A 26,144-nucleotide genomic window follows, 5' to 3' on the forward strand; every position below is an offset into this window, starting at 1 on the left:
CGCGTCACGCCTGGCAGCAGGCGATGCCGACGGCGGTCGCGACCGGGACCGCGACGACGAGCACCGGGGCGGCCAGGGCGGCGGCGCTGCCGCTCAGGATCGTGCCGATCCCGGTGGGGCCGAGCGCGGGAGGCTCGCGAAGGAGGCGCTGGACGCGGGCGACGGTGTCGCCGCCGCCGGCGGCCAGGGCCGCGCCGGGCGTCTGCGCGGCCGCGACGCTCAGGAGGCTGCGGGCGAGGGTGCGGCGGCCGACCGTCCGGGCCGCCGCGTCGTCGGCGGCCAGTTCGACCAGGTGCCCGAGGCGCTCGGGAAGGCGGGCGAGCAGGGGCGCGAATCCGAAGCCGCGCGCGGCCGCCTCGGCCGCCGCGGCCAGGCGGTGGTGGCGACCGGCCAGGTGGGCGCGCTCGTGCGCGACGACGGCGCGCAGCTGCGCGCGGTCCAGGAGCGCGACCGCTCCTGAGGTGAGGACGATCAGGCCGCCGTCGGCGCCGGGCAGGCAGTAGGCCGCGGGGCGAGGGTCGTCGACCACGACCGCGCCGAGCTCGGGCGCCGCGGGGCATGCGGCCAGGACACGGCGCAGCGCCGCGCGTTCGCGCGCGGTCTCCCGGCCGACCGCCAGCAGCGACGCGGCGAGCCGGGCGGGGACGGCGCACATCAGGATCGCCGCGGCCGCGGCGAGGGCCGCTCCCCCGGCGTCGCCGTAGTGCTCCTGGAGTTCGCGCAGGCAGTGCCTCGCGAAGCCGGCGCCGTCGCCGTGGTGGATCTCCAGCGGCAGCACGATCACGGCGCCGGCGAGGACGACGGCGAGGAGCAGCGAGGCGGCGAGGGCGAGCCAGGCGCCGATCGCGAGCCGCGGCACGGCGGTCGTCCACTCTGCCCGTTCAAGCAGGCGCGGCCCGAGGACGGCCAGCGCCGCCGCGTACGCGAGCAAGAGCGCGGCGGCGGTCACTCGGAGGCCTCGTCCATGAGGGACCGGAGCCGCGCCAGCTCCTCGGGGCCGATCTTCCCGATGAACCGCAGCAGCGTCGCCCCGCGGTCGGCCGAGGACTCCAGCACCGAGGCCATCGCCTCGGCGTCGAACTCGTCGCGGCCGAGGGCCGGCCGGTACGCCCAGGCGCGGCCCGTCCGCTCGCGGGTCACGATGTCCTTGCGGTGCAGGTTGTCCAGGACCGTCATCACCGTCGTGTAGGCGGGCTCGGGATCGCGCGACAGCGATCCGAGCACCGCCCGGACCGTGAGCGGTGCCGAAGCGGCCCAGAGGACGTCCATGATCGCGGTCTCCAGTTCGCCGAGTCGACGCACGCGGGGCCTCCGATCGGACGTGTGGCGCGGGCGGGACCGACTCTACTATCGGGCGTCGGCGGCCCGGCGACACGACGACGACCTCACCGCCCGATAACAGCCTGAATTTCCGTATTGCCTCCTCTACGATGAGGCACGTGCTGGCAAACACTGGTCGCATCGATCACGAATCATCCGCCGCCGTCGCCCGGGACCTCCCCTGCGTCGAGGCCGAGCTCGACCGGTTCTACCCCCGCAGACTCGAACCGGACCAACTGGAGTGGTGGGTGCCCGGCGACTCCCTGGGGAGCGCCGACCGGCCCGGGCTGGCCGAGCGGCTCGAGCGGTCGATCATCGCTCCGGTGCGGGAGACGATCGACGCCGGCGGGCACCGGTGGCGGCCCGCGCTCGCCGCGCAGGCGGTCGCGCTGCTCGGCGGCGACGTCGAGCGGTTCGCGCCGATCCTGGCGGCGATGGAGATCGCCCACACCGGCTCACTGATCGTCGACGACGTCGAGGACGAGGCGGTCCTGCGGCGCGGCCGCCCCGCCGCCCATGTCGTCCACGGCATGCCGACCGCCTTGAACGCGGGCACCAACGCCTACTTCGCCCTCGACATCGCCCTGCGCCGCACCCTGCCCGACCACGCGCCGCTGCGGGGCAGGATCAGCGAGGCGTACGTCGAGGCGCTGCGCGCCGCCCACACCGGCCAGGCGCTCGACATCCAAGGGCACCATGCCGAGATGGAGCACGCGGTGTCTACAGGGGACTCTTCCGCATTGCTCGACGTCGTCCGCCTCACCCACCGGCTCAAGTCCGGCCTCATCGCGGGCGCCGCGCTCGAGATGGGCGGCCTGTCCACCGGCGCCGGGCCCGAGGTGTGCCGCGCGCTCGGCGACTTCGGCACGGCCGTGGGCACGGCGTACCAGATCACCGACGACGTCGCGGACCTCAGCGGCGTCACCCGCCGGGGCAAGCCGACCAAGCGCCCCGCCGAGGACCTCCACAACGCCAAGGTGACGATGCCGCTGGCCCACTGCGTCGGCCGGCTTCCCGCGCCGCGGTTGCGGGCGGTCTGGGAGGCCATGCGGTCCGGCGACGCGCCCCAGCACGAGATCGAGCTTGCACGCGAGGCGATCGAGGAGTGCGGCGCCCCCGGCGTGTGCGAAGCGGAGGCGCGGACCATGCTCGAGGACTCCTGGAACCGCCTGCGGCCGCTCCTCCCCGACGCGCCGGCCACCGAGCGGTTCCGCGAGCGCGCCTTCCACTACGTCCTCGCCGGCCTCGATGCGCGGGCGGCGGACTCCTCGGGGTGAGGACCGCCCGGTCGGATCAGGCCCGTTCGCGGTCGCGGCGGGCGCGTTCGAACTCGTCGACGTCGGTCGTCCAGGGGCCGAACCGATCGAGCGCGGCGCAGCCGCCGCCGACGAAGGCGCGCACCAGGTCCCGGTAGCCGCGGAGGCCGTCGATCAGGCCGTACTCGACCCGGTAGACCGGGTCCGATCCGTCCGCGGCGGGCGTCGCCGTGGTGATCCGGGCGGCGGTGTCGGCGTGGAACTGGAGCTGGATCCCCTCCCCCGCGTGCTCGTCCTCGATGGTGAACACCTGGTTGCCACTGCCGGAGCGGTCGCCCACGAACTCCCAGAACGCGGCCGCCGCGGGGCGGGGACCGCCGGGGGCCCACTTGAGTTCGGCGTCCTTGTCGTCGGTGAAGACCAGCGGCCGGCGCAGGTCGTGTTCGGCGTCCTCCGCTTCCTCGGGCGCGTCCCGGGAGCGGTGTGCGGCCTCGGAGCACATCAGGAAGGCCACGGTGCGCACCGCGTCGTCGACCAGCGCCGGGAACGCGCGGCGGACGGCGTCGCCGACCGCCTGCTCCATGCGCTTCCAGTCGTCCTTGTCCGTGGCGCGCTTGCCCCGGCGCGGGTCGCGGGCGATCCGCATCCCGGAGCCGGCCCGCTCCGCGGCGGCCAGCACCTGCATGACCTCGGGCAGCAGCGCGGGGTCGACGGCGTCGGGGAGGCGGCGCGGGATCGTCGCGCCGTGCAGGTACTGGCCCGTGTACTTCAGGAGCGCGGTGTCGAGCGGGCCGAGGTGCACCCCGCGCTCGGCGCGGCGGCGGTTCGCGTCGTACTCCTGGACGCGCTGCTGGTCGGACGCCTCGGTGATCGTCCGGGATGCGGCGACGACCTCGCCGCGCTGGAGCAGCGCGATGTCCGCGCCGTGCGCGATGAGCAGGCTCTCGACGGAGCGCTGGTGGCGGCAGCGCGCGTCGAGTTCCTCGGGGGCGCCGAACAGGATCGGGTCGAGCAGCGCGACCGCCGCGTCCTCGTCGAGCGGTCCGCGGACGCCGGCGGCGTCGCACAGCGGCTGGAGCATGCCCCACAGCAGCAGGTGCCGCAGCAGGTCGTCGCGGATCACCGCGGCATGGGACTCCTCGAGCGGGATCGTGAACACGCGCGGGTCGTGGTTCGCGTCGGCGCCGCCGACCACCTTCAGCCGCAGCGCCCCGTCCGCCTCGACCACCTTCGGCATCCAGCCGTCCGCACGGCGGAACACGATCTCGCTCATCCGACCTCCTCCACCACGTGAGGGTATGCGGTCGCGAGCGCCGCTCGCACCGCGCCGTAGACTCGCGGCGATGGCAACCCTTCGCAAGACCAAGATCGCGGTCTATTCGATCAGCGCGGTCGCAGTCGCGGCCGTCGCGGCGGTCCTCCTGGCGCCCAACCAGATCGGTTACGCCGACGAGGGCACCTGCGTGTTCGAGTACCTGGACGGCAGGTACCTGGCCGTCAGCTCCTGCGACTCGCCGTTCGCCTCCGCCGCCGTCATCGTGTCCCGTCAGGTGACCGAGTCCATGCGGGGCACCACGGGCTGGGAGCGGCGCTTCTGCGAGGCGAACGTCGACGGCAGGTCGACCTACGCCGTCGTCGAGGTCGACGGCGGCGACCGCATCGTCTGTCTCGGAAGCCAGGGCCACTAGAACGGCGGAGTCGCGGCGGCCCCGGCCCGCCGCTCACGGTGGCGGGCCGGGGCCGTTCGGTCGCTAGGCGACGGCGTAGGAGCGGATGGTCTCGTGGGCGACGGTGTTGCCCTGCTCGTCGGCGGCGGTGAACCGCACGGAGACGAACGCGGCGGTGTCGGGGAGCGCGAGTTGCGCGGTCGCGGTGTCGCCGTCGCGGTCGATCGGGACGGCGGTCCAGGTGGCGCCGTCGTCGAAGGAGACCTCGAAGGTCATCGCGGCGCAGTCCTGGTCGTCCGCGCCCGGCTGCTGGGCGAACTCCAGCTCGACGTCCTGGACGGTCCCGCCCTCGGCGGCGCCGTTCACGACGCCGGAGGCCGCGAACTCGACCACCGAGACCGGCAGCACGGGATTGCCCGCCGGGTCGTAGTCGAAGGTCCAGGCCGCGTCGGAGCGGGTCCCGAGCGGCGTCCAGGCCGCGTTCCGGTCGGCGGTCGCCGTCAGGGTCAGCTCCCCCGCCGGGACGTCGGCGATGCCGACGCCGAGGCCGATCTCGGTGTTCTGCGCGAGCACTTCGCCGCCGCTGGCGAGGGTGATCTTCCCGGGCAGGTACTCGCTCTGGATCCCCTCCCCGCCAGTGGAGGAGGAGAACATCCACGGTCCGAAGTAGACCGACTCGAGTTCGTCCCAGCGCACGAACGCGGCCGGGGGCCAGCTCTGGCCGTTGTTGTCGATCCCCACCGACAGCGGCGCGTTGTTCCACGACATGTCGTACACCGCACCGGGTTCGAGGACGCCGCTGCGGTGGTGCACCAGGTCCCAGGGCGAGGAGGGCCCGTCGAACGGGAAGTACGAGCGGTGCTCCCACTCGATCCGCGGGTCCGCGGTGAAGAACTCGGTGCGCGAGGACGGCAGCGCGACCTCGCCGGTGCGCGTGTACATCCAGGCGGGGAAGTCGGCGTGGTCCGAGAGGTCCTGGCGGGTGAGCACGCCCTCGGCGCCGAGCGTCTGGAAGTCGGCGTCGATCCGGGCCAGGTGGGCGTCGGCGACGGGCGGCGTCAGGTCGCCGCGGAAGCCGCCGGAGCCGTGCCGGAACAGGTCGTAGCTGTAGGGGTTCGCGGTCCCTTCAGGACTGGCGAGCCCTTGGCGCAGCACGTAGCCGGCGTCCTGGGCCTTGGCGAGCCGGCCGTTCGGCACCGCGTACATGTCGCCGCCGGGCCAGGCCGCGAGTCCGAGCCACGCGCCCGAGTCCACCTCCTTGCCGGAGCGGCGGCTGAACACGTCGAGCAGCACGGACTCGGCTTCGGCCTCGCGCTCGAGGTCGAAGCCGAGGCGCTTGGCCTTCGCGCCGTCGACGAGGACCTCGACCGGGTGCTCGCCGACTCTGACCTCCTGGATCGCCGAGACCACGTCGGCCACGTTCTCCTCGGGGCCCTTGTACATCATGACGACCAGGTGGTAGAAGCCCGGTTCGAGCCCCAGCTCGGCCGTGCCGCCCTCGAAGAACTCCAGGCCGCCGCCCTGGGCCGCGCCGACCCGGGTCCACGACACCGCGAACGTGTCGGGCGCGGACCCGTCGCGCCACTCGCCGGTGACCGTGACGTTCGGTTCGATCTCGCTCGACGCCTCGAATCCGGCGCCGGGCGAGTCGACGTTGAAGTCCGACGTCTCGTATGCGCCCGAGGCGATCTCGTCGACGGCGTCGAGCGGCACCGCCGCCCGCCCGCCGTCGGCGTCCGTCGCGACGGTGAACGCCGTCCCTTCGGGGAACTCCAGCGTCCCGTCGTCCAGGATCCCGACGGTCTCCCCGGTCGGCAGCACCACTTCGGACGCTCCGGTCGCGGGCGCCTCGGCCTCCTGCGCTCCGGCCGCGGCGGGGACCAGCCCCGCGCTCGCGAGCACCGCGACGGCGCCTATCAGTCGTCTCCGCATGAATCCTCCGAATCGTTGGATCTTCTTGTCGGAGTTCATAGGCGCGCGACGCCGCCCGCGGTTGCCCCAGGCCGGTGCGGCAGGGTCCGGGCCCGCCGCGGAACGGAACTGCGGACCAGGTTCCACCCCTTGAGGAGCGAGCGATGGCAGCCCCGTCCCCGGCGCACTCGGCTTCGAGAGCGGACTACCGCGGCGTCAGGAGCCCGGCCCGGGCCTGGACGTCGGCCGTGGCCTCGTCCAGTGCGGCGTGGTCGGCGATCGTGGTGTTGTCCTCGTAGGTGACGCCGTCGGGGACGGCGTCGCTGCCGACCGGGTCGGCGTCCCAGTGGTTCGCGCGGTAGACGACGTTGTCGAGCGGCGGGGCCACGGTGAGGATCGAGGAGTTGTCGGCGCGGGCGACCACGTTGTGCTCCACGGTGACCCAGGCAGCGCCGTAGTCGGTGTAGAGCGCGAAATTGTAGGGCGTGCGGGTGTCCTTGATGACGTTGCCGCTGACGAGCGCGCCGTTCTCGTGCGAGTCGCCCTGCGGGGCGGAGAGGTAGACGCCGCCGCCGTCGGCGAGGACGCTCATCGTGCCGGCCGTGAGGTTGCGGAGGATGCGCGTGCCGCGGCCGGAGCCCGCGACGATGCCGCAGTGCGGGGTCTCGGTGACGCGGTTGTTCGCGACGGTGCAGTCGACGGTGTCGGCGATCGAGATGCCGGGCGCACCGGCGAAGTCGAGGCCGATGCGGTCGACGGCGTTGTCCTCGACCAGGGCGCCACTCGTACCCCGGACCTCGACGGCGGCGGCCGAGAGCGTGTCGAAGTCGCAGCCCCGCACGGTGAGGCCGCTGCCGCCTGCGGCGCTCAGCGCGGTCGCGCCGAGGCGGGTGAAGCCGCAGCCTTCGAAGACCGCCCGCTCGGTGTCCTTGAGCGTCAGGCAGGCCGGGATCACGCCCGACTCGGTGCCCGGCGCCTCGGCGGGGATGGTGAGCCACTGGTCGTCCCCCATGTCGAGGCGCTGGACGCCGCCGCCGGTGTAGTAGCCGGTGCCGTGGTAGTGGAGGAATCCGCCGTCGCGGGTGGGGCCGAGCCAGGACGCCTCGGCGAACGTCAGGCCGCGGAACGCGACGTCCTGCGCCCCTTCGACGCTGAGCAGCGTCTCGAGTGCCGGGGCGACGATCCGCGTCCGTTCGGGGTGCTCGCCCGGGCGCGGGAGGTAGTGCAGCACATGGCGTCCGGGCTCGGCGCGGTCGAGGGCGAACGTGCCCGGCTCGGTGAGGAAGGACGGGTCGTTCTCGATCCGGCTGGGAAGCCCCGGGCCCGAGAGGGAGGCGTACTCCCAGTGGTAGTTGTAGAGATCGGAGGCGCGCGAGAACGCGGGCTGGGCCATGGTGATCGCCGCGCCGTCGCCGTCGCGGGCGACGGCGGCCACCGCGCAGCGGGCCTCGGTCCACGGGTAGACGCCGCGGTAGACGAACTCGACGCTCGTCGGCGAGGCCCAGGATGCGGGACCGGGAGCGGTGGTGGTGTAGCCGGTCCCGGTCTGCCTGGCGCCTTCGGGGAGGCCGTCGATCCCGGCCCGTTCGACGCGCTCGCCGTCCACGTAGAGCTGGCGCACGTCGAGGTCGCCGACCTCGGCGGTCCAGACCCCGTCCCGCTCGCGCCAGTTCGCGACGGCGCGCCCGCCGCTCAGGGTGACGGGCTCCCGCAGGTCGGTGCCGAACCCGTAGGCCTGGTAGATGGTCCCGGAGTCGGCCTCGGTGAGCCGGAGCGTGTCCGTGAGGACATGCGTGCCGGCGCGGAGGTGCACGACCGCGCCTCCGGGGGCGGCGGTCCGCGCGCGCTCGACGGTGGCGAACGGGGCGGCCTCGGTGCCGGCGGCGGCGTCGTCGCCGTCCGGTGCGACGAAGTATTCGTTCATGGTCACCCTTCCTTGTTTATGAGATAAACAAATGTATATCATGCATACGAGGAGGTGCGCCGATGCGGGGGGCGAGCGGGCGGGACCCGGAGCGGTCGGTCGAGCTGCTCTGGGCCGGGGCCGGCCGGGGGAACCGGGCCGGGCTGAGCCTGGAGCGGATCGTGCAGGCGGGCGTGGCGGTGGCCGACGCCGAGGGGCTGGGCGACCTGACCATGCAGAAGGTCGCCGACCGGCTGGGCTTCACGGCGATGTCGCTCTACCGGCACGTGCCGGGGCGCGAGCACCTCATCGACCTCATGTACGACCACGCGATCGGCGCGGACCCCGCCCCCGAACCCGAGGGCGGCTGGCGCCCGCGCCTGGAGGCCTGCGCGCGCCGCAGCTGGCAGCGCCACCAGGCCCACCCCTGGCTGGCCGAGGTGCGCGGCAACCGCCGCGTGCCGGGCCCGAACACGATGGCGGTCTTCGAGCGGATGCTCAGCGTCCTCGCGGACACCGGCCTGCGCCCGAACGAGGTCGTCGCGGCGGCCGAACTCGTGGGCCGCTTCGTCGACACCCAGGCGCTGACCCTCGTGGAGGCCGCCGAGGAGGAGCGCGGCAGCGAGGTGAGCAACCGCGAGTGGTGGGAGGCCCGCGACTCGCTCTACGCGAAGTTCGACCGCTACCCCACGGTCACCGCGCTGTGGGAGGCCGGCGGCTTCGACGACCCCGAGGACCCGTTCGAGTTCGGCCTCCGGCGGGTGCTCGACGGACTCGAACTCCTCATCCGCGAACGTGATGAAATAAGTGACGAAATAACGGCCTGCCAGATGTGCGGCGCCCCCGTCCGCCAAACCGCCGCGGGCCGCCGCCGCGCCTACTGCTCCCGCGCCTGCCAGCAGCGCGCCTACCGCCGCCGCCGGTCCTCGTAGCGCCGCGGCGGCGGACTCGGGTTCGGGTCGGCGCCGGTCGGAGTCGGATCCGGGAATCGACTGCGGAGAAGTGGTCGCATGGGGCAACCGCGCGGACCCGGTGCGGCCGTAAGTACGGTGTCCGGCGCCGCCGCATCCACCACCGGGGCGGACCGGGCCCCACCCACCCGTCATCAGAAAGAGGCCAAGTGAAGAGCAAGGAGCAGCAGGAGGCCGAGTTCCAGTCCTTCACCGCCGCACATAGAACCATGCTGCGACGGCAGGCGTTCCTGCTGTGCGGGGACTGGTACCAGGCCGACGACCTCGTGCAGACGTCGCTCGTGAAGCTGTTCGCCGCGTGGAAGCGGATCGAACCCGGCGGCGCGGGAGCGTACGCGCGGCGGGTCGTCATCAACGTCTTCCTCTCCCACCGCCGCCTGGCATGGGTGCGCCGCGAACGCCTCAGCGGCGAGACGCCTCTGCGGAGCGTCGACGCGCCGCAGCTGAGCGTCGACGCGCGGCTCGACGTGATCGGTTCCCTGGAGCTGCTGCCTCCGCGGCAGCGCGCCACCGTGGTCCTCCGGTTCTGCGAGGACCTCTCGGTCGAGGAGACCGCCGCCGTGCTGGGCTGCTCGACCGGCACCGTGAAGAGCCAGACCGCCAAGGGGCTCAGAAAGTTGCGCGAGGTCCTCCAGCGGACCGATGTCACCGTCTCGACCGATCACTAAGGAAGGCAGCATGACTCCACATGACGACGCCCCGGAGCTGCTCCGGCGGGCGAGCGCGGCACTCGAGGTCGACGACCCGGACCTCGACCTCGACGCCATCATGCGCCGGGGCTACCGCGAGCGGCGCCGCCGCAGCACCGTCCTCGGCAGCGCGGCGACCGCCGGGGTCGCCGCCGTCGCCGCGGTGCTGGCGCTGTCCCTCGCGGGACCGCCGCAGACCGAGCAGGACCCCGGCCCGGCCGACGACGGCGACGGCGACGGCGCGCCCGTCGACGCCGAGACGTCGGGCTACCCGTACGTGCTCGAGGGCTTCGGGACCGATGCCGAACGCGCGCAGTTGAACGACGCGGCGGTCGCCGCGTTCGGGGGGCTCCTCGAGTACGCCGGGGTCGTGGCCCCGGACGTGGAGCCGGACTTCGACTTCCAGCCGGTCCAGGAGCCCGGCAACTACGGTCAGACGTGGCTGCGCCTCTACGAGTCGCAGATCTGGCCCGAGGACGGGCAGACCCCCGACGACGCGGTCCTGCGCGTCGAGGCGTTCCTGCCCGGCGGCTGGACCGCCGAGCCGGGCCCGGTCACCGAGCAGCTGTTCCCGCGGCACCTCATCAGCGCCAGCGGCTGGCCCTGGTATACGGAGGCCGACTGGACCGACGAGCTCACCACCGCGGAGCTCGACGACGGCCGCATCGTGCACTCGGCGAACCACGAGTGCGCGTACGAGTCGGCCGTGGTCTTCCCGAACGGCGCCGGCCTGCTCGTCTCCTGGGACATGGGCTGCCACGAGCCCTCGCCCCAGTACCAGATCCCGGAGGAGGACTTCGCGGCCGCCGTGGAGTCGATGTCGGCGCCCGACTTCGACACCACCGGGCTGGCGCCCGTCGGGGACCTGATCGAGGTCCCGACGGGCTGGCTGTGGGACCCAGGCTGGCCCGCGGGCGCAGCGGACGACGCCTCGGCCACTATGACCGCCGCCCACTCGGCGCTCACCGAGCTCTATCTCGGCGCGACGCTCGACGACGGCTCGGCGCTGCAGCTGGGCGGTCTCGAGCACAACTCCGTGGCGACTCGCGTCTACAAGGGAGAAGGCGAGTACGAGACCCCCTATGCCGACGTCTCGTTCGAGCTGGTGTACTACCTGCCGGGCGGCTGGATCCCCGGCATCGCCGGCAGCGGCGGGGAGGGGCCGTACCCCGAGGCGTGCGGCGAGGCGTTCAGCTGCACGCAGGAGACGAACGACGACGGCACCGTCTGGGCCGTCGCCACGGGACCCGAGACGGAGCTCCCCCAGCAGGTCCGGGTCGTCCGCTTCGACCCCGCCGGCTGGGCCGTCGCCGTCAGGGCGAGTTCCGACGAGCCGATCGACGCCGAAGCGCTCACCGAAATCGCGGCGTCGATGCCCGCTCCGGTCTACGACGCCGCGGCGGTCCCGCAGGTCCCGACCGACTGAGCGCCGGCTCCGGGGACGGGTTCGGCGCCGCGGCCGGACCCGTCCCCGGTGTCGTTGCCGGCGTTCAGTAGTACCCGCGCATCAACTCGTCGGTCCACCACGGCTGCGCGACGGGCTCGCGGGGCTCGAACTCGCGGACGCAGGGCTTGACGTCGAGGACGGGGGTGCCGTCGAGCGCGTCCAGGCCGGTGACGTGGAGTTCGAGGCCGTCGACCGCGCGCAGGCGGCAGCGTGAGACGCCGATGCGGTTGGGGCGGAAGGGTCCGCGGTGGGCGAAGACGCCGACGGGGGGCCAGTCGGGGTTGCCGCGGGCGGGGCGCGGTTCGAGGCGGATCGCGGCCTCGCCGACGCGGTCGAACAGGAAGACGACCTCGAGGTGGGAGAAGCCGTCGAGGCCGAGGGTCGCCTCCGGCGGGAAGCGCTCGGGGTCGAGCCGGACGACGGCTTCGACCGCGGCCCAGTCGTCCTCGACCCATTCGTCGCGGCCGCCGCTGACGCGGCCGACCGGGCGCAGGTGGAACTCAGGCATCGGGGGCCTCCTCGCACAGGCGCGACTTCAGGAGGTCGAGCGTCCAGGCCCGCCAGCGCTCGGGGCTCCAGCCGCGTGAGCGGGTCATGACCAGGTACAGCTCGGGGCTGGTGAGCCCGTAGAGGACGTCGGCGGCGGTGTCTTCGTCGAGTCCTTGCGCGGCATCGGGTTTGGCGGCGATCGCGGCCGCGGCCGTGCGGGCGACGGTGTAGCGGGGGTCCTCGTCGGTGCGCCAGAGCTCGGCGAGTCCGGGGTCGGAGGCGGCGGCCGTCTCGGCGACCTTGAGGACCGGGGCGAGGCGCCCGAGGATGCCGACGGCCCCGGCGGTGTACCGGTCGAGCAGCTCGGCGGCGGTCGGCGCGGCGGTGGCGGCGCGGAACCAGTCCCGGTCGAGGGTGGCGACGGGCTCGTCGTCGCCCGCGATGGCGAGGTCCACCAGCTCCTTCATGAGCGTGCGCTTGGTGCCGAAGGTGAAGTAGACGGTCTGCACGGCGACGCCGGCGGCGTCGGCGACCTCCTGGACCGTCGTGATGCCGTAGCCGTGCTCGATGAACAGCCGCTCGGCGGCCTCCAGGATCCTGCGCCTGGTCGCTCGTGCCTTCTCGGCCCGTTTTCCCGTGCCCTTGACGACGCTCATGGAGAGAGTGTAATACTAGTGATCGTCACTAGTGAAGCACTCTAGTGAAATTTCCGACAGGAGCCGCCGCATGCACACCGCCCTCTGGATCACCGCCTCACTCCTCGCCCTCGTCTTCCTCGCCGCGGGCGCGGTCACCCTGGTCAAGGACCGGGAATGGCTGCGCGGCAACGGCATGGCCTGGGCCGAGGACTTCCCGGCCCCCGCCGTCAAGGCCATCGGCGCGGCCGAGCTCCTCGGCGCGGCCGGCCTGGTCCTCCCGGGCGTGCTCGACGTCGCCACGGTCCTGGTTCCGGCCGCCGCCTGCGGACTCGCGGCACTCATGGCCGGAGCCGCCGTCGTCCACCTCCGCCGCGGCGAACGGAGCGCGATCGCCGTCAACGCCGTCTTGTTCGCGCTCGCCGCCTTCACCGCCTGGGGCCGCTTCGGCCCCGCCGCCCTCTGACCGCCCGCGACACCAGGAGCCGCACCATGTCCGCGATCACCGTCACCGACCTGACGAAGCGCTACGCGCCCGACGGGCCCGCCGCCGTCGACGGCCTCTCCCTCACCGTCGAACCCGGCAGCATCGTCGGGTTCCTCGGCCCGAACGGCGCCGGCAAGACCACCACCATCAAGGTCCTCACCGGACTCCTCACGGCCACTTCCGGATCGGCGCGGATCGGCGGCTTCGACGTCGTCCGCCAGCGCGCCGCCGCCATGAGCCGACTCGGCGCGGTCCTCGAAGGCTCGCGCAACGTCTACTGGACCCTCTCCGCCTGGCAGAACCTCGTCTACTTCGGACGGCTCAAGGGCCTGCGCCGGTCCGCCGCCGGCGCCCGGGCCGAGCGCCTGCTCACCGAGCTCGGCCTGTGGGAGCGGCGCGACGAGCAGGTCGGGACGTTCTCGCGCGGCATGCAGCAGCAGGTCGCCATCGCGGCCGCGCTCATCGCCGACCCCGAGGTGCTCCTCCTCGACGAGCCCACGCTCGGCCTCGACGTCGCCGCCACCCGCGCCGTCAAGGACCGGCTCGGCGCCCTCGCCCGCGACGAGGGCAAGACGATCCTGCTCACCACCCACCAGCTCGACGTCGTCGAAGAGCTCTGCGACCGCGTCGCCGTCATCAGCCGCGGCCGCTCCGTCGCCGACCTGCCCACCCGCGAACTGCTCGCGACGTTCCGCAGCCACGACCACTACGAGCTGCGCATCTCCGGTGACGCCGACGTCGCCCTCCCGGGCGGCTTCACCGCCGAACGCGCGGACGACGAGACCGTCGTCTCCGGACGCGCGGACGACCCCGAGGCGCTCTACCGGCTCATCGACGCGCTCCGGGCCCAGGGCCGCGCCCTGCACGGCGTCGAGCAGGTCCAGCCCGGCCTCGAATCGGTGTTCCTGACCCTCGTCGCGGAGCCGTCCCATGCCTGACGCCGCACCCGCCCTCGCACCGCCCGTCCCGGCCGCGCTCGCCGCCGAGATCCGCAAAGGACTCGCCAACCAGCTCGCGCACCCGCTCGGCCACGCCGTGACCCTCGCCATCAGCATCACCATGTACCTGGGACTCCAGTACGTCATGGGCCAGGGCGCGCTGCGCACCGACCTGCTGCCGGCCACGCTCATCGCCATCGGCGCCTACTGGTTCCTGCAGTACTCCGGGCAGGTCATGGTCGCCGACCTGATCGAGGAGCAGCGCACCGGCACCTTCGCGGCCGCGCACATGTCCACCGCGCCGCTGTGGGCGGCGATGGCCGGGCGGCTCGCCACCGCCGCGCTCTTCGCACTCCCGATCGCGGTGCTCGCCTCGCTCGTCCCGGCGCTGGCCGTCGGCATCCGCCTCCCGTGGGAGCCCGCCGCGCTCGTCCCGTACCTGCTCCTGGCGGCGAACATCCTCGCCTTCACGTTCCTCATGGCGGCCGTCGCGATCCGGACCCCCGCCGTCGGCGCGATCCACTCGCTCCTGACCTCGCTGGTGCTCATGCTCAACGGCGCGTTCATGCCGCTCGCGCTCTACCCCGAGTGGATGGCCGCCGCCGCGCGGCTCCTGCCGACCACGCTCGCGATCGAGGCGATCGACCGCGTGCTCCTCGACGGCGCCTCGCTCGCGGCCGTCTGGAGCGGCGGAACGCTGCCGCTCCTCATCGCCCACACCGCGGCCCTCGCCGGCTGCGGCGCGTGGCTCCTGCACCGCAACCGCCGCCTGTCGCTGGCCGACGGCCGCATCGGCCGGTACTGAGAGGACTCCCCTGTGACCACCATGCTCTCCGTCCCCGCCCTGGCCTCCACCGGCTGGGGGGACGCCTTCGCCAACGAGGTCGCCAAGGGGCTTCGCGACCTGCGGAACGGCTGGCGGGCCGTCCTCGCCGAGATGATCACCTTCCCGGTGTTCTACCTGCTCATCGTCATGTTCATGGGCCGCGGCCGGCTCCTCGACGACCTGCTGGTGCCGGTCATGATCGGCCTGGTCGGGCTCGCGTTCATCCACGAGCAGGTCAACCGCGTCTTCTGGGGGTACCTCGGGGACCTCCAGTCCGGCGTCCTGGAGCAGACCTACCTGACGCCGCTGCCTTCGGCCGCGATCGTGCTCGGCCGCCAGGTCGCCGCCGTCCTCGGCGCGCTGCCGGTCGTCGGGGCGATCCTCGCGACCGGCTGCATCGCCGTGGCCGTCACCGGCGGCACGGTCCCCTTCGCCTGGAGCGTCCTCGTCCCCGCCGCCGCGATCGCGATCGGCACCTGCGGCCTCGCGCTCGTCCTGTGCGGCCTGACCCTGGTGTACAAGCGCATCGAGAGCATCACGCAGGCGTCGGTGGCCCTGTACGCCATCGCCGGCGGCACCCTGGTGCCCCTCTCGGAACTCCCCGCCTGGGCCGCCGCCGCCAGCCGCGCACTCATCCCCGTGGCACCCGGTATCGAAGCGGCCCAGGCGATCCTGCTCGACGGCGCGACCCTCACCGACCTCGGCACCGGCTGGGGACTCGGATGGATCCTCCTGCAGCCGCTCCTCCTCGGCGCGCTCGGCGTCCTGGTGTTCCACCGCCTCGAACGCACGGCCAAGGCCCGCGGCACCCTCGGCCGCTACTGACCGGCGCCGCGCGGATCGGGCGGTGCGCGCCCCGGTCGGCTGAGCGCTGGCCGCGGTCGCAGATCGCCGGGGTGCGGTCAGCGCGGGGACGGCCTGGGGATGTGGACTCCGGCGGTGCGGAGCCTGGCCTCGAAGAGGGTGTTGAGTCGGACGGCGGCGGGAGTGGGCCGGTCGCCGTGGTCGGCGATGACGGCGTAGCGGGTGGAGGAGTCGGTGCCGGCGTGCATGGCGGTGACGGTCTTGAGCAGGGCGGGGTCGGCGAGGTAATGGTCGGCGGCGGCGTCGGCGAGTTCGGGGATGCGGGGGTCGTCGGGGGCCCAGGCCGCGGCTTCGGCGATGCGGCGCGACAGGTCGAGGAGGCGGGTGTCGGCGAGGGCGTGCTCGAACTGGTCGAGGTAGTCGTCGAAGCCGTCGGGGACGAGCGCGCGGGCCAGGACCCACCCTTCCCTGGTGGCGGCGACGTTGTCGGCGGTGTAGCCGAGGCCGCTCATCCGCTCCAGAAGGGACACGGCGCGGTCGGGCAGGAGCGCCCGGTCGCCGTCGGCGAGCCGGTGGAGCATCGTGCGGCGGGCGACGAGGGCGGCGATGCGCTCGTCGAGCTGCCGTTCGACGTCGGCGAGCGCGGCGGTGAAGCCGGCGGGGTCGGTTTCGAGCAGGGGCCCGACCTCGGCGAGGGGCACTCCGGCGGCGGCGAGGGTGCGGACCTGGACGAGGCGCAGCAGGTCGTCCGACCCGTATCTGCGGTAGCCGGAGCCGTCGCGTTCGGGTTCGGCGACGAGGCCGAGCTTGTGGTAGTGCCGCACGGTCTTCACCGTGATGCCGACGAAGGCCGCGGCCTGGCCGATCGTGACGCCGTTGCGCATGTGCTCATCCTGCCTGGTGGTCGTCGGGCGGGGACGGGCCGCGCCGGGTCGATCCGGCGCGGCCCGTTGTCTCAGGGGGTCAGGCGGTCTCGGTGCCGAAGACCTCGCCGAGGAGGCGCTGCTGGGCGCCGGCGAAGGCGGCGGCGACGGTGAGGGAGGCGTCGTCCACGCAGTTGAGGGCCGCGGTGAGGGTCGTGGAGCCGTCGGGGGTGGCGTACATGAGGGCGGCGTGGCCGACGGCGGCGCCGTTGTGGGAGATCACCGTGGTCCCGTCCGCGGTGGTCAGCACGAACACGCCGAGGCCGTAGCCCATGCCGGGGAGGCCCGTGTCGACCGGCGTGAACATCTCCCGGCGCAGCTCGTCGGGGAGGAGCCCGCCGCCGGTGAGCGCGGCGATGAAGGTGTGCAGGTCCGCCGTCGTGGAGATCATGTCGCCCCCGGCGGCGACCCAGGAGGGGTCCTGGCGGGTGATGTCCACGATGGTCGTTCCGTCGTCGGTCGTGTGCCGGAAGTAGGCCCGGGCGTGCGGCTCGGCGATCTCGGCGTCCGAGGGGATGACGGTGTGCGCCAGGCCGAGCGGTGCGAGGATCAGGCGCTGCAGCTCCTCGCCGGCCGTGCGTCCGGTGACGCGTTCGACGAGCAGGCGGGTGAGGACGTAGTTGGTGTTGGAGTAGCTCCAGCGCGCTCCCGGCTCGAACCGCGGGGGCTGGGCGAGCGCGAATTCGACCAGGTCACGGGCCTGGACGGTGTCGAAGCGGCGCTCGATCCAGTCGTCGCCGTTGGGGCCGTAGGGGATGGTCGTGCCCAGCGCGTACGAGCCGTCCTCTTCTACCTCGCCGGTGAAGTTGAAGATGCCGCTGGTCTGCTGGAGCAGCATCCGGACGGTGATCCGCGGGTCGAGGTCGAACTCGGGCAGGTGGTCCGCGACCGGGGCGTCCAGGTCGATCCGGCCCTCGGCGACCAGTCGCAGGACCATGGCCGCGGTGAAGGTCTTGGTGTTCGAGCCGATCCGCACGTGCCCCTCGACCGGCGGACCGGCGACGCCGCCAATCTCGGCGACCCCGGCGGCGCCGGTCCACTCGCCGTGCAGGTCGTTGACGCGCACGGTGATCCCGATGATGCCGGGGTCGAGGAGTTCCTCGATCGCCTGCGCGAGCCGGGGTCGGCGGTCGGGCGCGGCGGTCTCGCGGGCCGCATCGTCGGCGGCGCGGAGGGTCTGGTGCTGATGGGAGGTCGACATGGCGGATGGCTCCTTCGAATCGGTGGTGCTCCTCGGCGGCTCGCCGATGACGGAAGCGTCCACCTTGACCTCGGGTCAAGGTCAACCATGACGCGCGCCACACTGCCGGGAGGCGTGCTCGGCCGCCTCCCCTACCGGGACGCGAACCGGTTGCGGGCCTAGCGAATCGCCCACCGGTCGCGGCCATATGATGCGAGGCATGGACGACACCGTCGACGTGCGCGTCGCGCGCGCTTGGGATCGCGTCGAGACGGCGCTGGCGCGCGTCCTTCCCGATTCGGTGCGGCTGCTCGCGCCGCCCGCCGAACCCGAGCGGATCGTCGCCGTCGAGTCGACACTGGGACTGCGGCTGCCGCCTGACTTCCGCGCGAGCCTGCTCCGGCACGACGGGTCACTCCCGGGCACTCCCGGTCCCGTGCCGCTGGAGTACCTCTTCGACACCGGGGAGATCATCGAACTGACGCAGGCCTGGGACTCCGACGAGGACCCGGACCTGGACGACCCGGCCGTCATCGCGAGGCTCATCGACAAGGGCGTGCTGCATGTGGACGGACCGGTGCGACCGGGGTCGAGCCTGTCGGACCGGGTCGTCGTCGGCACGATCAACGGCGACGTCAACTGGTTCCTCGACCTGGAACCGCCGCAGGGCGGCACCTCGGACCAGGTGGTCCGCGTGGACATGGAGTGCGGCCAGTGGGACGTCCTGGCGCCGTCGTGGACCGACCTGCTCCACCGGTACGCCGGCGACCTCGAGCGGTTCGCCGACGATCCCGGCTCCTCCTCGATCCGCATCGGCGACGGCCTCGGGCCGGACAGCCTGTGGGGCACGAGCCCCGAATACCGCACGTCGCGACCGGAGTGGCTGCGCGGCGTCGAGGCCCGCGACCCTTCGACCTGGTAGCGCCGGCCTTCCCGTCGACGCTCCGCATCCTGCTTCCCATGCTCTGGCGACGGGCCTCGGTCCGGCCGGGCCGTGCGGCTCCGGTTCTAGAATCACTGCTCATGCACGAGAAAAAGGACCTCACCTACGCGCAGATCCCTGGATTCCGTCCCCTGCTGCTCGACCTCCGGGTGCCCCTCGGGGACGGCCCGTTCCCCGTGGTGGTGTGGATCCACGGCGGCGCATTCCTGTTCGGCGACAGGCGGTTCCTCCCCGATACCGTGCCGCCGGGCGCGGTGTTCGACGCACTCGTCGAGGCGGGCATCGCCGTGGCCACGATCGACTACCGGTTCTCGGGCGAGGCGGTCTTCCCCGCCCAGCTCGACGACGTCAAGGCCGCACTGGCCTACCTGCGGGACACGGCCGAAGAGCATCATCTCGACGCGGACCGGATCGGGACGTGGGGGGAGTCCGCGGGCGGGCATCTCGCGGCGCTGGCCGGGCTCACGGACGGCGGGATCGCCGCCGTGGTCGCCTGGTATCCGCTCACCGACCTCAGCGCCATGGAGGACCTGCACGATGCGGAGACGCCGATGGCGAAGCTGATCGGCGGCCCTCCCGCCGAACTGCCCGCGCTCGCCGCGCAGGCCAGCCCCGTCACCCATGTCACGGCTGCCGCTCCCCCGTTCCTGCTCGTCCACGGCACCGCCGACGAAGCGCTGCCGCTCAGCCAGAGCGAAGTGCTGCATGAGCGGTTGCTCGCGGCGGGCGCGAGCTCGACGTTCCTGCCGGTCGAGGGAGCGGACCACATCTTCGAAGGCCACGACGACATCGCCGGCCTGATCGCCGCCTCGGTGGCGTTCCTGGCGAAGGCACTGCGCTGAGCGTGCGTCTCGCCTGGCGTGCAACGGGGTCGTGATCAACCCGGCGGCGGCGCGGCTTCAGCCGCCGTCGGGTCGCAGCGTGAGGATCATGACGTCGTGGAGGTCGCCGACGCCCCAGGCCTTCGCCTCGCCGACCCGCTCGTAACCCCAGGAGCGGTAGGCGCGCATGGCCGGGGCCGCCTCCTGGTGGACGTTAAGCAGGACCCGTTCCGCGCGGACCTGCGCGAGCAGGGCCGTGTGCAGCCGCTGCGCGACGCCGCGGCCGCGCCAGGCCTCGCGCACCGCGAACTCCATGAGCGCGAACGTGCGCTCGCCGTCCTCGCGGCGCATCGCCTCCGGCACGGGCACGGTCAGCTCGTCCCACCACGCCGTCTCGGGTGTGAGCGCGTGGCCGAACGCCATGCCCACCGGTTCGCCGGTCCCGGTGCGCGCCAGGGCGGCGGCGAATCCGGGCCGGCGCGTCTGCGTCGGGAACCGCTCGAAGGCCGCCGCCACGTCGGCCGCGTCCTCGTCGTAGGGCGGTTCGGCGAACACCTCGGCGTAGACGAGCGTGAACGCCTCGACGGCGGCGAGCGCCGCGGCGGCGTCCATCGGTTCGACGACGATGCCGTCAGATGTCATGTCGGGTCCTCGGTTCGTGAGCAGGTGACGGCATCGTACGTGAGGAGTCCGCGCCCTAGCGCAGGCTTCACTCGGGGAGCGGTGCAGGCTATTCGTCGTCGGGCGGGTGCCGGTCCATACGCTCCGCGATGCGTTCGAGGTCGGCGAGGTCGTCGGCGGTGAGCCGGTCGATGAAGTGGCGCCGCACGGACTCGACGTGGGCGGGGGCTGCGTCTTCGAGCGCCGCCATGCCCTGGTCGGTGAGCACGAGGAGGCAGCTCCTGCCGTCGGCGGCGTCAGGGTCGCGCCGCAGGAGGCCGCGGGTCTCCATGCGGCTCGCGTGGCGGGACAGGCGGCTGCGCGACCAGCCCATCTTCCGGGCCTGCTCCCGCAGCGTGCTGGTCCGTCCGGGGCGTTCGGAGAGCGTGCTCAGGACCTCGTAGTCGGCTTCGGAGAGCCCGATCGCGGCCAGGTCGCGCGCCGTGCCCGTCTGGACGGCGGTCATGACGCGGCGGAAGGCCCGCCAGGCCCGGTCCTCGTCGGCGTCCAGCCAGCGCACGCCCTCGTCCGACTTGCTCGTTGACATGTAATCAATCTATCAGGTAAGTTCGTTTCCATGTCAACGAACAAGCTCCGCGTCCTCGTGATCACCTGCAGCACCCGGCCCGGCGCGCTCGGACCGGCCGTGGGCGCATGGCTGTCCGGCGCGGTGTCCGCCGCCGCCGACGACCTCGGCGTCGAACTCGTCCCCGTGGCGCTCGGCGACCTGGACCTGCCGTTCCTGGACGAGGAGGAGCACCCCTCGTCCGGCGTCTACCGGCACGCGCACACCCGCCGGTGGAGCGCCCTCGTCGACGCCGCCGACGGCTTCATCGCGATCACGCCCGAGTACAACTACGGGATGCCGGCGACGCTCAAGAACGCGCTCGACTACCTCAGCGCCGAGTGGGCGTGGAAGCCGATCGGCTTCGTCAGCTACGGCCACACCTCCGCGGGCACCCGTTCAGTGCAGCACGCCAAGCAGGTCGTCACCACGCTGAGGCTGGTGCCGCTCGGTGCCACCGTGGCGATCCGCATCGCCGACGCGGTCGAGCACGGCCGGCTGCGACCGGACGCCGCCCGCGATGCGGTGGCCGTCGGCCTGCTCGAGGAGCTGACCCGGGTGGCGAACGCGTTGCGGCCCATGCGGGAGCGCGCCCGTCCCGACGCACTGCCCGGCCCGGTGCCGGGTTCGTATGCGAGGGCGCTGACGCCGGACGACGCCGCGGAGGTCGCCGTGCTCCAGCGGTGCTGCTGGGTGGAGGAGGCGATCGTCAACGGCACCATCGACATCCCCGCGCTCCACGAGTCCGTGGAGGACGTGCGCGGCTGGCTCGCCGAGTGGCGCACCACCGGCCTCTGGCTCGACGGCCGGCTCCTGGGCATGGTGCGGGGCCGCCGCGTCGAGGACGACTGGGACATCGGCCGCCTCGCCGTCGTCCCCGACCAGCGCGGCCGGGGCCTCGGCCGATGGCTGCTGCGCACCGCCGAAGCCGCCGCCGAGCCGGACTGCCGCCGCACCGTGCTCTTCACCGGTTCCCGGAGCCGGCGCAACATCGAGTTCTATGCGAGCGAGGGCTATACGCCGGCGTCGGGTCCTGTTCCAGAGGGGACGGTCGGCCTCGCGAAGGCGCGGCCGGTCCTGGTGGCGTGAGGCGGGTTCCTGCCGGGGAGGGGAACGCCTGTGCGCCTGAACGAGCGCGCCGCGCCGCTCGGGTCGCACTGGAAACGAAGTGCGTCCGCCCGCCGCGATCCGCTAGCCTCGGCCCGATGATCGACGTGCGTCCCCCGCTCCTGGAAGAGATGCCCGCGTACTACCGGGCGCTGCCATATGCGACCGGTCTGCCGCAATGGGAACCGGAAGACGCCGCGTGGCACGGCGGTCTGGGGCCGTGGCCGCCGCAGCGCGCGCCCGCGACGGCGGAGCGGCTCGCGGCGATGGCCGCGGCCGACTCCGAGGACGGGAACTTCCACCCGATGGCGGCGTTCGTCGACGGCGCGTGCGCGGGCGCGTCGGCGATGCTCTCCTTCGAGATCCGGGTGCCCGGCTGGCGGACGGTCGGGATGGGTGGCGTCACGGCCACCGGCGTCATCGCGACCTACCGCCGGCGCGGCCTCCTGCGCCGGATGATGCAGGCCATGTTCGATGCGGCCCTTGAGCGGGGCGAGCCGCTTGCCGGGCTCAGCGCGAGCGAGGGCGGCATCTACGGCCGGTACGGGTTCTCGCCGGCGACCTACCTCGTCCGGTGGGAGCTGGCGCGGCACGAGGCGGCGTTGAAGCCCGCGGCGCCGGACGCCGGTTCGCTGGAACTGGTCGATGCCGCAGCGGCCCGGCAGGTCTGGCCGGTGGTGCACGCGGCCGTCCGCGCCCGGCGCGTCGGCGAGCTCACGCCGCAGCCCGGGCGCTGGGACCGGCTCACCGACGAGGCCGACGGCGCGAACGGGCCCTTGCGGTACCTGGTGCACCGGGACGAGCACGGCGTGGCGGACGGCATCGCCGACTTCCGGCTGCCGTGGTCGGCAGATGCGGCCACCGCGGGGACGCTCGTGGTCGAGGCGCTGGAGGCGGCGAACCCCGCCGCATACCGTGCATTGTGGAGCCTGCTTGTCGATTTCGACCTGACGAAGACCGTGGTGGCGGCGCCTCGGCCCCGGGACGAGCCGCTGCGGTGGATGCTCGCCGACCCGCGGGCCATGCGCATCACCCGCCAGACCGAGAGCCTGTGGATCCGCCTCCTGGACCTCCCCGCCGCGCTCAGCGCGCGCTCCTACGACGTGCCCGGGGAGCTGACGTTCACGGTCGAGGGCGACCGGATGTGCCCGGCCAACAACGGGACCTGGCGACTCCAGGCGGACGGGTCGTCGGCGACCTGCATCCCCGCCGACGGCGCGAAGACGGAGCTGCGCGTGTCCGTCCAGGCGCTCGGCTCGCTGTACCTCGGCGGCATGTCGGCGCACCACTTCGCGTACGCGGGCGACATAGCCGAATATCGCGAAGGAGCCGTGGACCGGCTGGCCCGGATGTTCAGGACCGAACCGGAGCCCCACAACTCCTTCGTCTTCTGAGGCAGGGAGAACCGGCCCGGTCAGTGGACGCCGACGGGCTCGGGCTCCGGCGCCGGGACCGGCTCGGATCGAGGTGCGTGCGCGGAGCGCAGGGTGCGGGAGGCGATCGCGGCGGCGACGGCGATGACGGCCAGGACCACGGCCGCGAGGACCGCCGCGGGGAGGCCGCCGGTGTCGATCGCGTGCCCGCCGGTGAAGGCCCCGACGGCGTCGCCGAGGTTCCCGGCGGACGCGGGCAGCGAGGCGGCGAGGATCGCGCCGGGGCCGGCGAGGTGTTCGACGCGGTGCTGCCACGGGCTGGTGACGCCCGCGCTGCACATGCTGAGCACGAGCACTACAGGCACGGCGACGACCGGGTTCGCTCCCCAGAGGACCAGTGCGGTGAGCGAGACCGCCACGCCGACGGCGCCGATGACGATGGCGCGCGCGGCCCCGGCGTCGGCGAACCTGCCGCCGCCGAACGATCCGACCGCGGCGGCGACGCCGTAGCCCATCAGGCACAGCCCGATCCAGGGCCCGGAGACCCCGGCCGCGCCCAGGACCGGGACCAGATAGGTCATCGCCGCCGCGAGGCCCGCGAACAGCAGCACCCCGACGGCGAGCACCGCGAGGACGCGCGGGGCGAGGGCGAACCGGAGCTGACCGAGCATCCCGACCCCGCTCTCGGCCGGTACGCGGGGCACCAGGAACCAGGCGATCAGGAGCACGGCGGCGGCCGCCAGGACGACGGCGAGGAACGACACGCGCCAGCCGACGGCTTCGCCGAGGAGCCGTCCCAGCGGCATCCCCACCGCGCCGGAGACGGCGAACCCGGAGATCACGACCGCCATCGCCCGGCCGGCCCGTTCCGCAGGCACGATCGAGGTCGCCGTGGTGATGGCGGCCGCGATGAACAGGCCTTCCACCGCGCCGATCGCGATCCGGGCGGCGATGAACGCCTCCAGGCCGGCCCCGAGGGCGGGCAGCAGGTTCAGCGCGGTGAGTACCGCGAGCGCGGCGAGCAGCACCGGCCGCCGGTCGAGCCGGGCGGTCAGGAACGTCAGCAGCGGCCCGCCGAGCGCGATCCCGAGCGCGTTCGCCGTCACCAGCGCGCCCACGGCCGAGACCGGGACGGCAAGGTCGGCGGCCATCAGGTCGAGCATGCCCATCACGAGCATCTCGGCGCACCCATCACCAGCGTTCCCGTGAACAGGGCGGCCAGCGCGATCGTTACTCGTGAACGGCTCTCTCCGTCGAACATCGCAACCTCCGAGAATATGCAACCTTTGGTTGCATATAACCCTCGCATACTTCACTCAGAAATGCAACCTATGGTTGCACTAATGGCGCGACCAGCCGTCCGCAGCGCCGGTCCGGCCGCACGTCAGCCGCCGGACAGGTCGGCCTCGTACGGCGAGGGCTCGCCGTTCGCGTGGCCGGGGGCGAGCCCGGCGCTCGCGCCCTCCTCATAGGTGTTGCGGTCGGTCTCGGCGGCCCATTCGCCGGCGTACGCGGGCGCGGGACCGGCCGTCCAGTCCTCCATGCTCCGCTCGAACTGCGCCGCGACCTCGTCATCGACCCGGGCGTACTCCTCGGCGGCGGCCTTGATCTGGTCGCCCGCGTAGTAGAGCCGCCCGCAGGCGGTGGTCAGATAGCCGCGCAGCTCGGCGAGCAGCTCTTTGACGTTGGTGTCGCCCCAGGTCGGCGAGCCGGTCTCGTCGGCGAGGTCGGGCTCGGCGGATTCGGCCCCGGGAAGCTCCGGAATGATCGAATCCTCATAGGACTCGGCGCATTCCATGCACGCCAGGCCGACGCCCACCACCGTGCTGACGACGATGTTCAGCTCGCGCGATCCCGGATCGGGCTCGGGGCAGCCCTCCTCCGGGTCGTAGAGCTCCAGGTCGTAGCTGCGGAGCTCGTAGACGGCGTCGCGCAGCGCCCGAACACCCTGCTCGTACTCCTCCTTCGCGGCGGTCAACTGCGTCTTGAGCTCCTCGACCCTCCCCCATACGAACTCGACGGCGGACTTGAGGTCGTTCTCGTAGACGACCTCCGTCTGCTGATCGTCGGGATCGAACACGGCGCCCGCAGTGGACAGCAGTTTCACCCACTTGCCGATCTTGTCGGCCGTTTTGAACACCGCGCTGTCGCCGAAGCTCCCGATGACGCTGAGCAGGTCGCCCGCGAGGGTGCCCACCCGCCACGCGGCCAGGTTGCTGACGGTGCTGTCGACCGTCTTCTGCGCGTCGAGCTTCGCGATGCCGTCGCTGACGACCGAGAGGTCGGACCGGCGCATGTCGTCGATCATCGCCGAGCGGTGGGTGTACAGGTTCGAGAGCGCGGCCGCGATCTGGGCCTGGTTGCCCATCGACGGCGCCACCGACGCGAAAAAGTACGTCTTCAGATGGCGGGCGGTCAGGTCGGTCCAGTCGTCCCACCACCCGGGGTTCTGGCCGTCCTGGTTGCAGATCCGGGCGGCGGCGCCGACCGCGGACCCCGCCGACTGGAGCGGGATGTCGGCGCCGTCCCCGACGGCGCCGAGCGACCCGGCGATGGTGCGCAGCGCCTTGATGCCGTCCCTGAGCCGGTGCTGGTCGTGCGCGTCGAACTTCGGCAGCTCGTTCAGCACCAGATAGGCCTCCTCATAGGCCCAGGTCCCGACGCCGTCGAGGGCGGTGCCCATGCCGCAGACGATGTGGTCCGGCGGCAGGACGGTGGACGCGCCGTCGACGCGGATGACATCGGTCTTCCCCTTGCACACGACGCTCGAGAGCGGCTCGGTCTGATCACCGGACGCCCACTTGACGTACTCGCAGTGCCGCGACCAGGTGTGGGCGAACGTGTCCGGGTGCGTGTAGTCCCACCAGGGCTCACTCGGGTCCCGGCGGAACGCGGTCGGAAAGCTGAAGTCGCCCTTCGCGACTCCCGCGGCGACCTCCTTCCGCCACCGCTTGGCGAGGGCGTCAGCGAGTCCCTCGATCGCGGTTCTGAGCGTTTGACCGAAGTTGGCGTCCTGGAACGGCTCGCCCATGGCGACTCCTCTGTCCTGAGAACCGCCGGCCGAGCGGCCGCCGGTGACCCCCTGAAGCTCGGGGCCGCGGTCACCGCCCGATCATCGCCCGGTCATCACCCGCCCATCGCCGCCGCGACCCCTCGCTGGACCTGCGCCGCCGCACCTCGGTTCACCGAGAATTCACGGCCGCGACCGCTCTTGGCGATCGGCGAGGCG

At 73.0% G+C, this 26,144-nt stretch carries 26 protein-coding genes; 13 read left to right on the plus strand and 13 right to left on the minus strand.

The annotated features are described in order from the left end of the window. Nucleotides 1–4: 4 nt before the first annotated feature. Nucleotides 5–949 (minus strand): M56 family metallopeptidase, encoded by a 945-nt coding sequence (locus ABD419_RS00390; protein ID WP_344480316.1) that lies wholly within the window; start codon nt 947–949, stop codon nt 5–7. After that, nucleotides 946–1,302 carry a BlaI/MecI/CopY family transcriptional regulator gene (locus ABD419_RS00395; RefSeq protein ID WP_344480319.1) on the minus strand — a complete coding sequence of 119 codons (357 nt, stop codon included), beginning with the start codon at nt 1,300–1,302 and terminating at the stop codon, nt 946–948. The genes ABD419_RS00390 and ABD419_RS00395 overlap by 4 nt, the downstream gene beginning before the upstream one ends. A gap of 137 nt (nt 1,303–1,439) precedes the next feature. Between ABD419_RS00395 and ABD419_RS00400 the strand changes: the two genes are divergently transcribed. Then, nucleotides 1,440–2,597: a polyprenyl synthetase family protein gene (locus ABD419_RS00400; protein WP_344480322.1), complete on the plus strand. Its 1,158-nt coding sequence runs from the start codon at nt 1,440–1,442 to the stop codon at nt 2,595–2,597. A 16-nt stretch (nt 2,598–2,613) separates the two neighbouring features. Here ABD419_RS00400 and ABD419_RS00405 read toward each other — a convergent pair whose 3' ends face one another. Then, the gene (locus tag ABD419_RS00405) at nt 2,614–3,849 is read right to left on the minus strand and encodes a DUF6357 family protein (protein WP_344480324.1); all 1,236 of its coding nucleotides are present in this window, start codon (nt 3,847–3,849) and stop codon (nt 2,614–2,616) included. A gap of 70 nt (nt 3,850–3,919) precedes the next feature. Here ABD419_RS00405 and ABD419_RS00410 point away from each other — a divergent pair, with 70 nt between their 5' ends. After that, nucleotides 3,920–4,264 (plus strand): hypothetical protein, encoded by a 345-nt coding sequence (locus ABD419_RS00410; protein WP_344480327.1) that lies wholly within the window; start codon nt 3,920–3,922, stop codon nt 4,262–4,264. Between the two features lie 63 nt (nt 4,265–4,327). Here ABD419_RS00410 and ABD419_RS00415 read toward each other — a convergent pair whose 3' ends face one another. Beyond that, nucleotides 4,328–6,175, minus strand: coding sequence for a hypothetical protein (locus ABD419_RS00415; RefSeq protein WP_344480330.1), 1,848 nt, complete (start codon nt 6,173–6,175; stop codon nt 4,328–4,330). 184 nt (nt 6,176–6,359) lie between these two features. Then, a complete protein-coding gene (locus ABD419_RS00420; RefSeq protein WP_344480332.1) occupies nt 6,360–8,078 on the minus strand; it encodes a right-handed parallel beta-helix repeat-containing protein in 1,719 nt (572 codons plus the stop codon). Nucleotides 8,079–8,140: 62 nt separating this feature from the next. On the opposite strand from ABD419_RS00420, the gene ABD419_RS00425 reads away from it, so the two are divergent. The 3 genes from ABD419_RS00425 (at nt 8,141) to ABD419_RS00435 (ending at nt 11,143) form a co-directional block, all read left to right on the plus strand. Then, the gene (locus ABD419_RS00425) at nt 8,141–8,989 is read left to right on the plus strand and encodes a TetR/AcrR family transcriptional regulator (RefSeq protein ID WP_344480334.1); all 849 of its coding nucleotides are present in this window, start codon (nt 8,141–8,143) and stop codon (nt 8,987–8,989) included. 188 nt (nt 8,990–9,177) lie between these two features. Continuing rightward, nucleotides 9,178–9,696 (plus strand): SigE family RNA polymerase sigma factor, encoded by a 519-nt coding sequence (locus tag ABD419_RS00430; protein WP_344480336.1) that lies wholly within the window; start codon nt 9,178–9,180, stop codon nt 9,694–9,696. Nucleotides 9,697–9,706: 10 nt separating this feature from the next. Next, a complete protein-coding gene (locus ABD419_RS00435; RefSeq protein ID WP_344480337.1) occupies nt 9,707–11,143 on the plus strand; it encodes a hypothetical protein in 1,437 nt (478 codons plus the stop codon). 64 nt (nt 11,144–11,207) lie between these two features. Here the strand turns inward: ABD419_RS00435 and ABD419_RS00440 are convergent, their stop codons facing one another. Together ABD419_RS00440 and ABD419_RS00445 are read right to left on the minus strand one after the other, a co-directional pair. Next, nucleotides 11,208–11,672, minus strand: a complete 465-nt coding sequence (locus tag ABD419_RS00440) for an SAM-dependent methyltransferase (RefSeq protein WP_344480340.1) — start codon at nt 11,670–11,672, stop codon at nt 11,208–11,210. Beyond that, on the minus strand, nt 11,665–12,309 hold the full coding sequence (locus ABD419_RS00445; protein WP_344480343.1) for a TetR/AcrR family transcriptional regulator: 645 nt from the start codon (nt 12,307–12,309) through the stop codon (nt 11,665–11,667). Before ABD419_RS00445 ends, ABD419_RS00440 begins: the two co-directional genes overlap by 8 nt. Before the next feature lie 70 nt (nt 12,310–12,379). On the opposite strand from ABD419_RS00445, the gene ABD419_RS00450 reads away from it, so the two are divergent. From ABD419_RS00450 to ABD419_RS00465, 4 genes are read left to right on the plus strand one after another with little or no spacing between them, the layout of a single operon-like run. Next, nucleotides 12,380–12,754: a DoxX family protein gene (locus ABD419_RS00450; protein WP_344480346.1), complete on the plus strand. Its 375-nt coding sequence runs from the start codon at nt 12,380–12,382 to the stop codon at nt 12,752–12,754. Nucleotides 12,755–12,780: 26 nt separating this feature from the next. Further along, a complete protein-coding gene (locus tag ABD419_RS00455; RefSeq protein ID WP_344480349.1) occupies nt 12,781–13,713 on the plus strand; it encodes an ABC transporter ATP-binding protein in 933 nt (310 codons plus the stop codon). Beyond that, the gene (locus ABD419_RS00460) at nt 13,706–14,518 is read left to right on the plus strand and encodes an ABC transporter permease (protein WP_344480351.1); all 813 of its coding nucleotides are present in this window, start codon (nt 13,706–13,708) and stop codon (nt 14,516–14,518) included. Before ABD419_RS00455 ends, ABD419_RS00460 begins: the two co-directional genes overlap by 8 nt. 21 nt (nt 14,519–14,539) lie before the next feature. Further along, nucleotides 14,540–15,364 carry an ABC transporter permease gene (locus ABD419_RS00465; RefSeq protein ID WP_344480488.1) on the plus strand — a complete coding sequence of 275 codons (825 nt, stop codon included), beginning with the start codon at nt 14,540–14,542 and terminating at the stop codon, nt 15,362–15,364. A 77-nt stretch (nt 15,365–15,441) separates the two neighbouring features. On the opposite strand, the gene ABD419_RS00470 is transcribed toward ABD419_RS00465, so the two are convergent. Then, nucleotides 15,442–16,227, minus strand: coding sequence for a MerR family transcriptional regulator (locus ABD419_RS00470; RefSeq protein WP_344480353.1), 786 nt, complete (start codon nt 16,225–16,227; stop codon nt 15,442–15,444). A gap of 79 nt (nt 16,228–16,306) precedes the next feature. Further along, entirely contained in the window at nt 16,307–17,467 is a 1,161-nt protein-coding gene (locus tag ABD419_RS00475) for a serine hydrolase domain-containing protein (RefSeq protein WP_344480356.1), read from the minus strand. 199 nt (nt 17,468–17,666) lie between these two features. Here ABD419_RS00475 and ABD419_RS00480 point away from each other — a divergent pair, with 199 nt between their 5' ends. Continuing rightward, a complete protein-coding gene (locus ABD419_RS00480; RefSeq protein WP_344480359.1) occupies nt 17,667–18,368 on the plus strand; it encodes an SMI1/KNR4 family protein in 702 nt (233 codons plus the stop codon). Between the two features lie 101 nt (nt 18,369–18,469). Then, nucleotides 18,470–19,231, plus strand: a complete 762-nt coding sequence (locus tag ABD419_RS00485; protein ID WP_344480362.1) for an alpha/beta hydrolase fold domain-containing protein — start codon at nt 18,470–18,472, stop codon at nt 19,229–19,231. Between the two features lie 57 nt (nt 19,232–19,288). Here the strand turns inward: ABD419_RS00485 and ABD419_RS00490 are convergent, their stop codons facing one another. Both ABD419_RS00490 and ABD419_RS00495 read right to left on the minus strand, forming a co-directional pair. Beyond that, on the minus strand, nt 19,289–19,852 hold the full coding sequence (locus ABD419_RS00490) for a GNAT family N-acetyltransferase (RefSeq protein WP_344480365.1): 564 nt from the start codon (nt 19,850–19,852) through the stop codon (nt 19,289–19,291). A gap of 88 nt (nt 19,853–19,940) precedes the next feature. After that, nucleotides 19,941–20,417, minus strand: a complete 477-nt coding sequence (locus ABD419_RS00495) for a MarR family winged helix-turn-helix transcriptional regulator (RefSeq protein ID WP_344480368.1) — start codon at nt 20,415–20,417, stop codon at nt 19,941–19,943. A 30-nt stretch (nt 20,418–20,447) separates the two neighbouring features. Between ABD419_RS00495 and ABD419_RS00500 the strand changes: the two genes are divergently transcribed. Both ABD419_RS00500 and ABD419_RS00505 read left to right on the plus strand, forming a co-directional pair. After that, nucleotides 20,448–21,524, plus strand: a complete 1,077-nt coding sequence (locus tag ABD419_RS00500) for a GNAT family N-acetyltransferase (protein WP_344480371.1) — start codon at nt 20,448–20,450, stop codon at nt 21,522–21,524. Nucleotides 21,525–21,640: 116 nt separating this feature from the next. Continuing rightward, on the plus strand, nt 21,641–22,936 hold the full coding sequence (locus ABD419_RS00505) for a GNAT family N-acetyltransferase (RefSeq protein ID WP_344480374.1): 1,296 nt from the start codon (nt 21,641–21,643) through the stop codon (nt 22,934–22,936). Between the two features lie 20 nt (nt 22,937–22,956). Here ABD419_RS00505 and ABD419_RS00510 read toward each other — a convergent pair whose 3' ends face one another. Together ABD419_RS00510 and ABD419_RS00515 are read right to left on the minus strand one after the other, a co-directional pair. Next, entirely contained in the window at nt 22,957–24,084 is a 1,128-nt protein-coding gene (locus ABD419_RS00510) for an MFS transporter (protein ID WP_344480377.1), read from the minus strand. A 215-nt stretch (nt 24,085–24,299) separates the two neighbouring features. Further along, nucleotides 24,300–25,946, minus strand: a complete 1,647-nt coding sequence (locus ABD419_RS00515) for a hypothetical protein (protein ID WP_344480380.1) — start codon at nt 25,944–25,946, stop codon at nt 24,300–24,302. Nucleotides 25,947–26,144 lie beyond the last annotated feature (198 nt).

Source organism: Glycomyces endophyticus, assembly GCF_039531525.1.
GTDB classification, from domain to species: domain Bacteria; phylum Actinomycetota; class Actinomycetes; order Mycobacteriales; family Micromonosporaceae; genus Glycomyces; species Glycomyces endophyticus.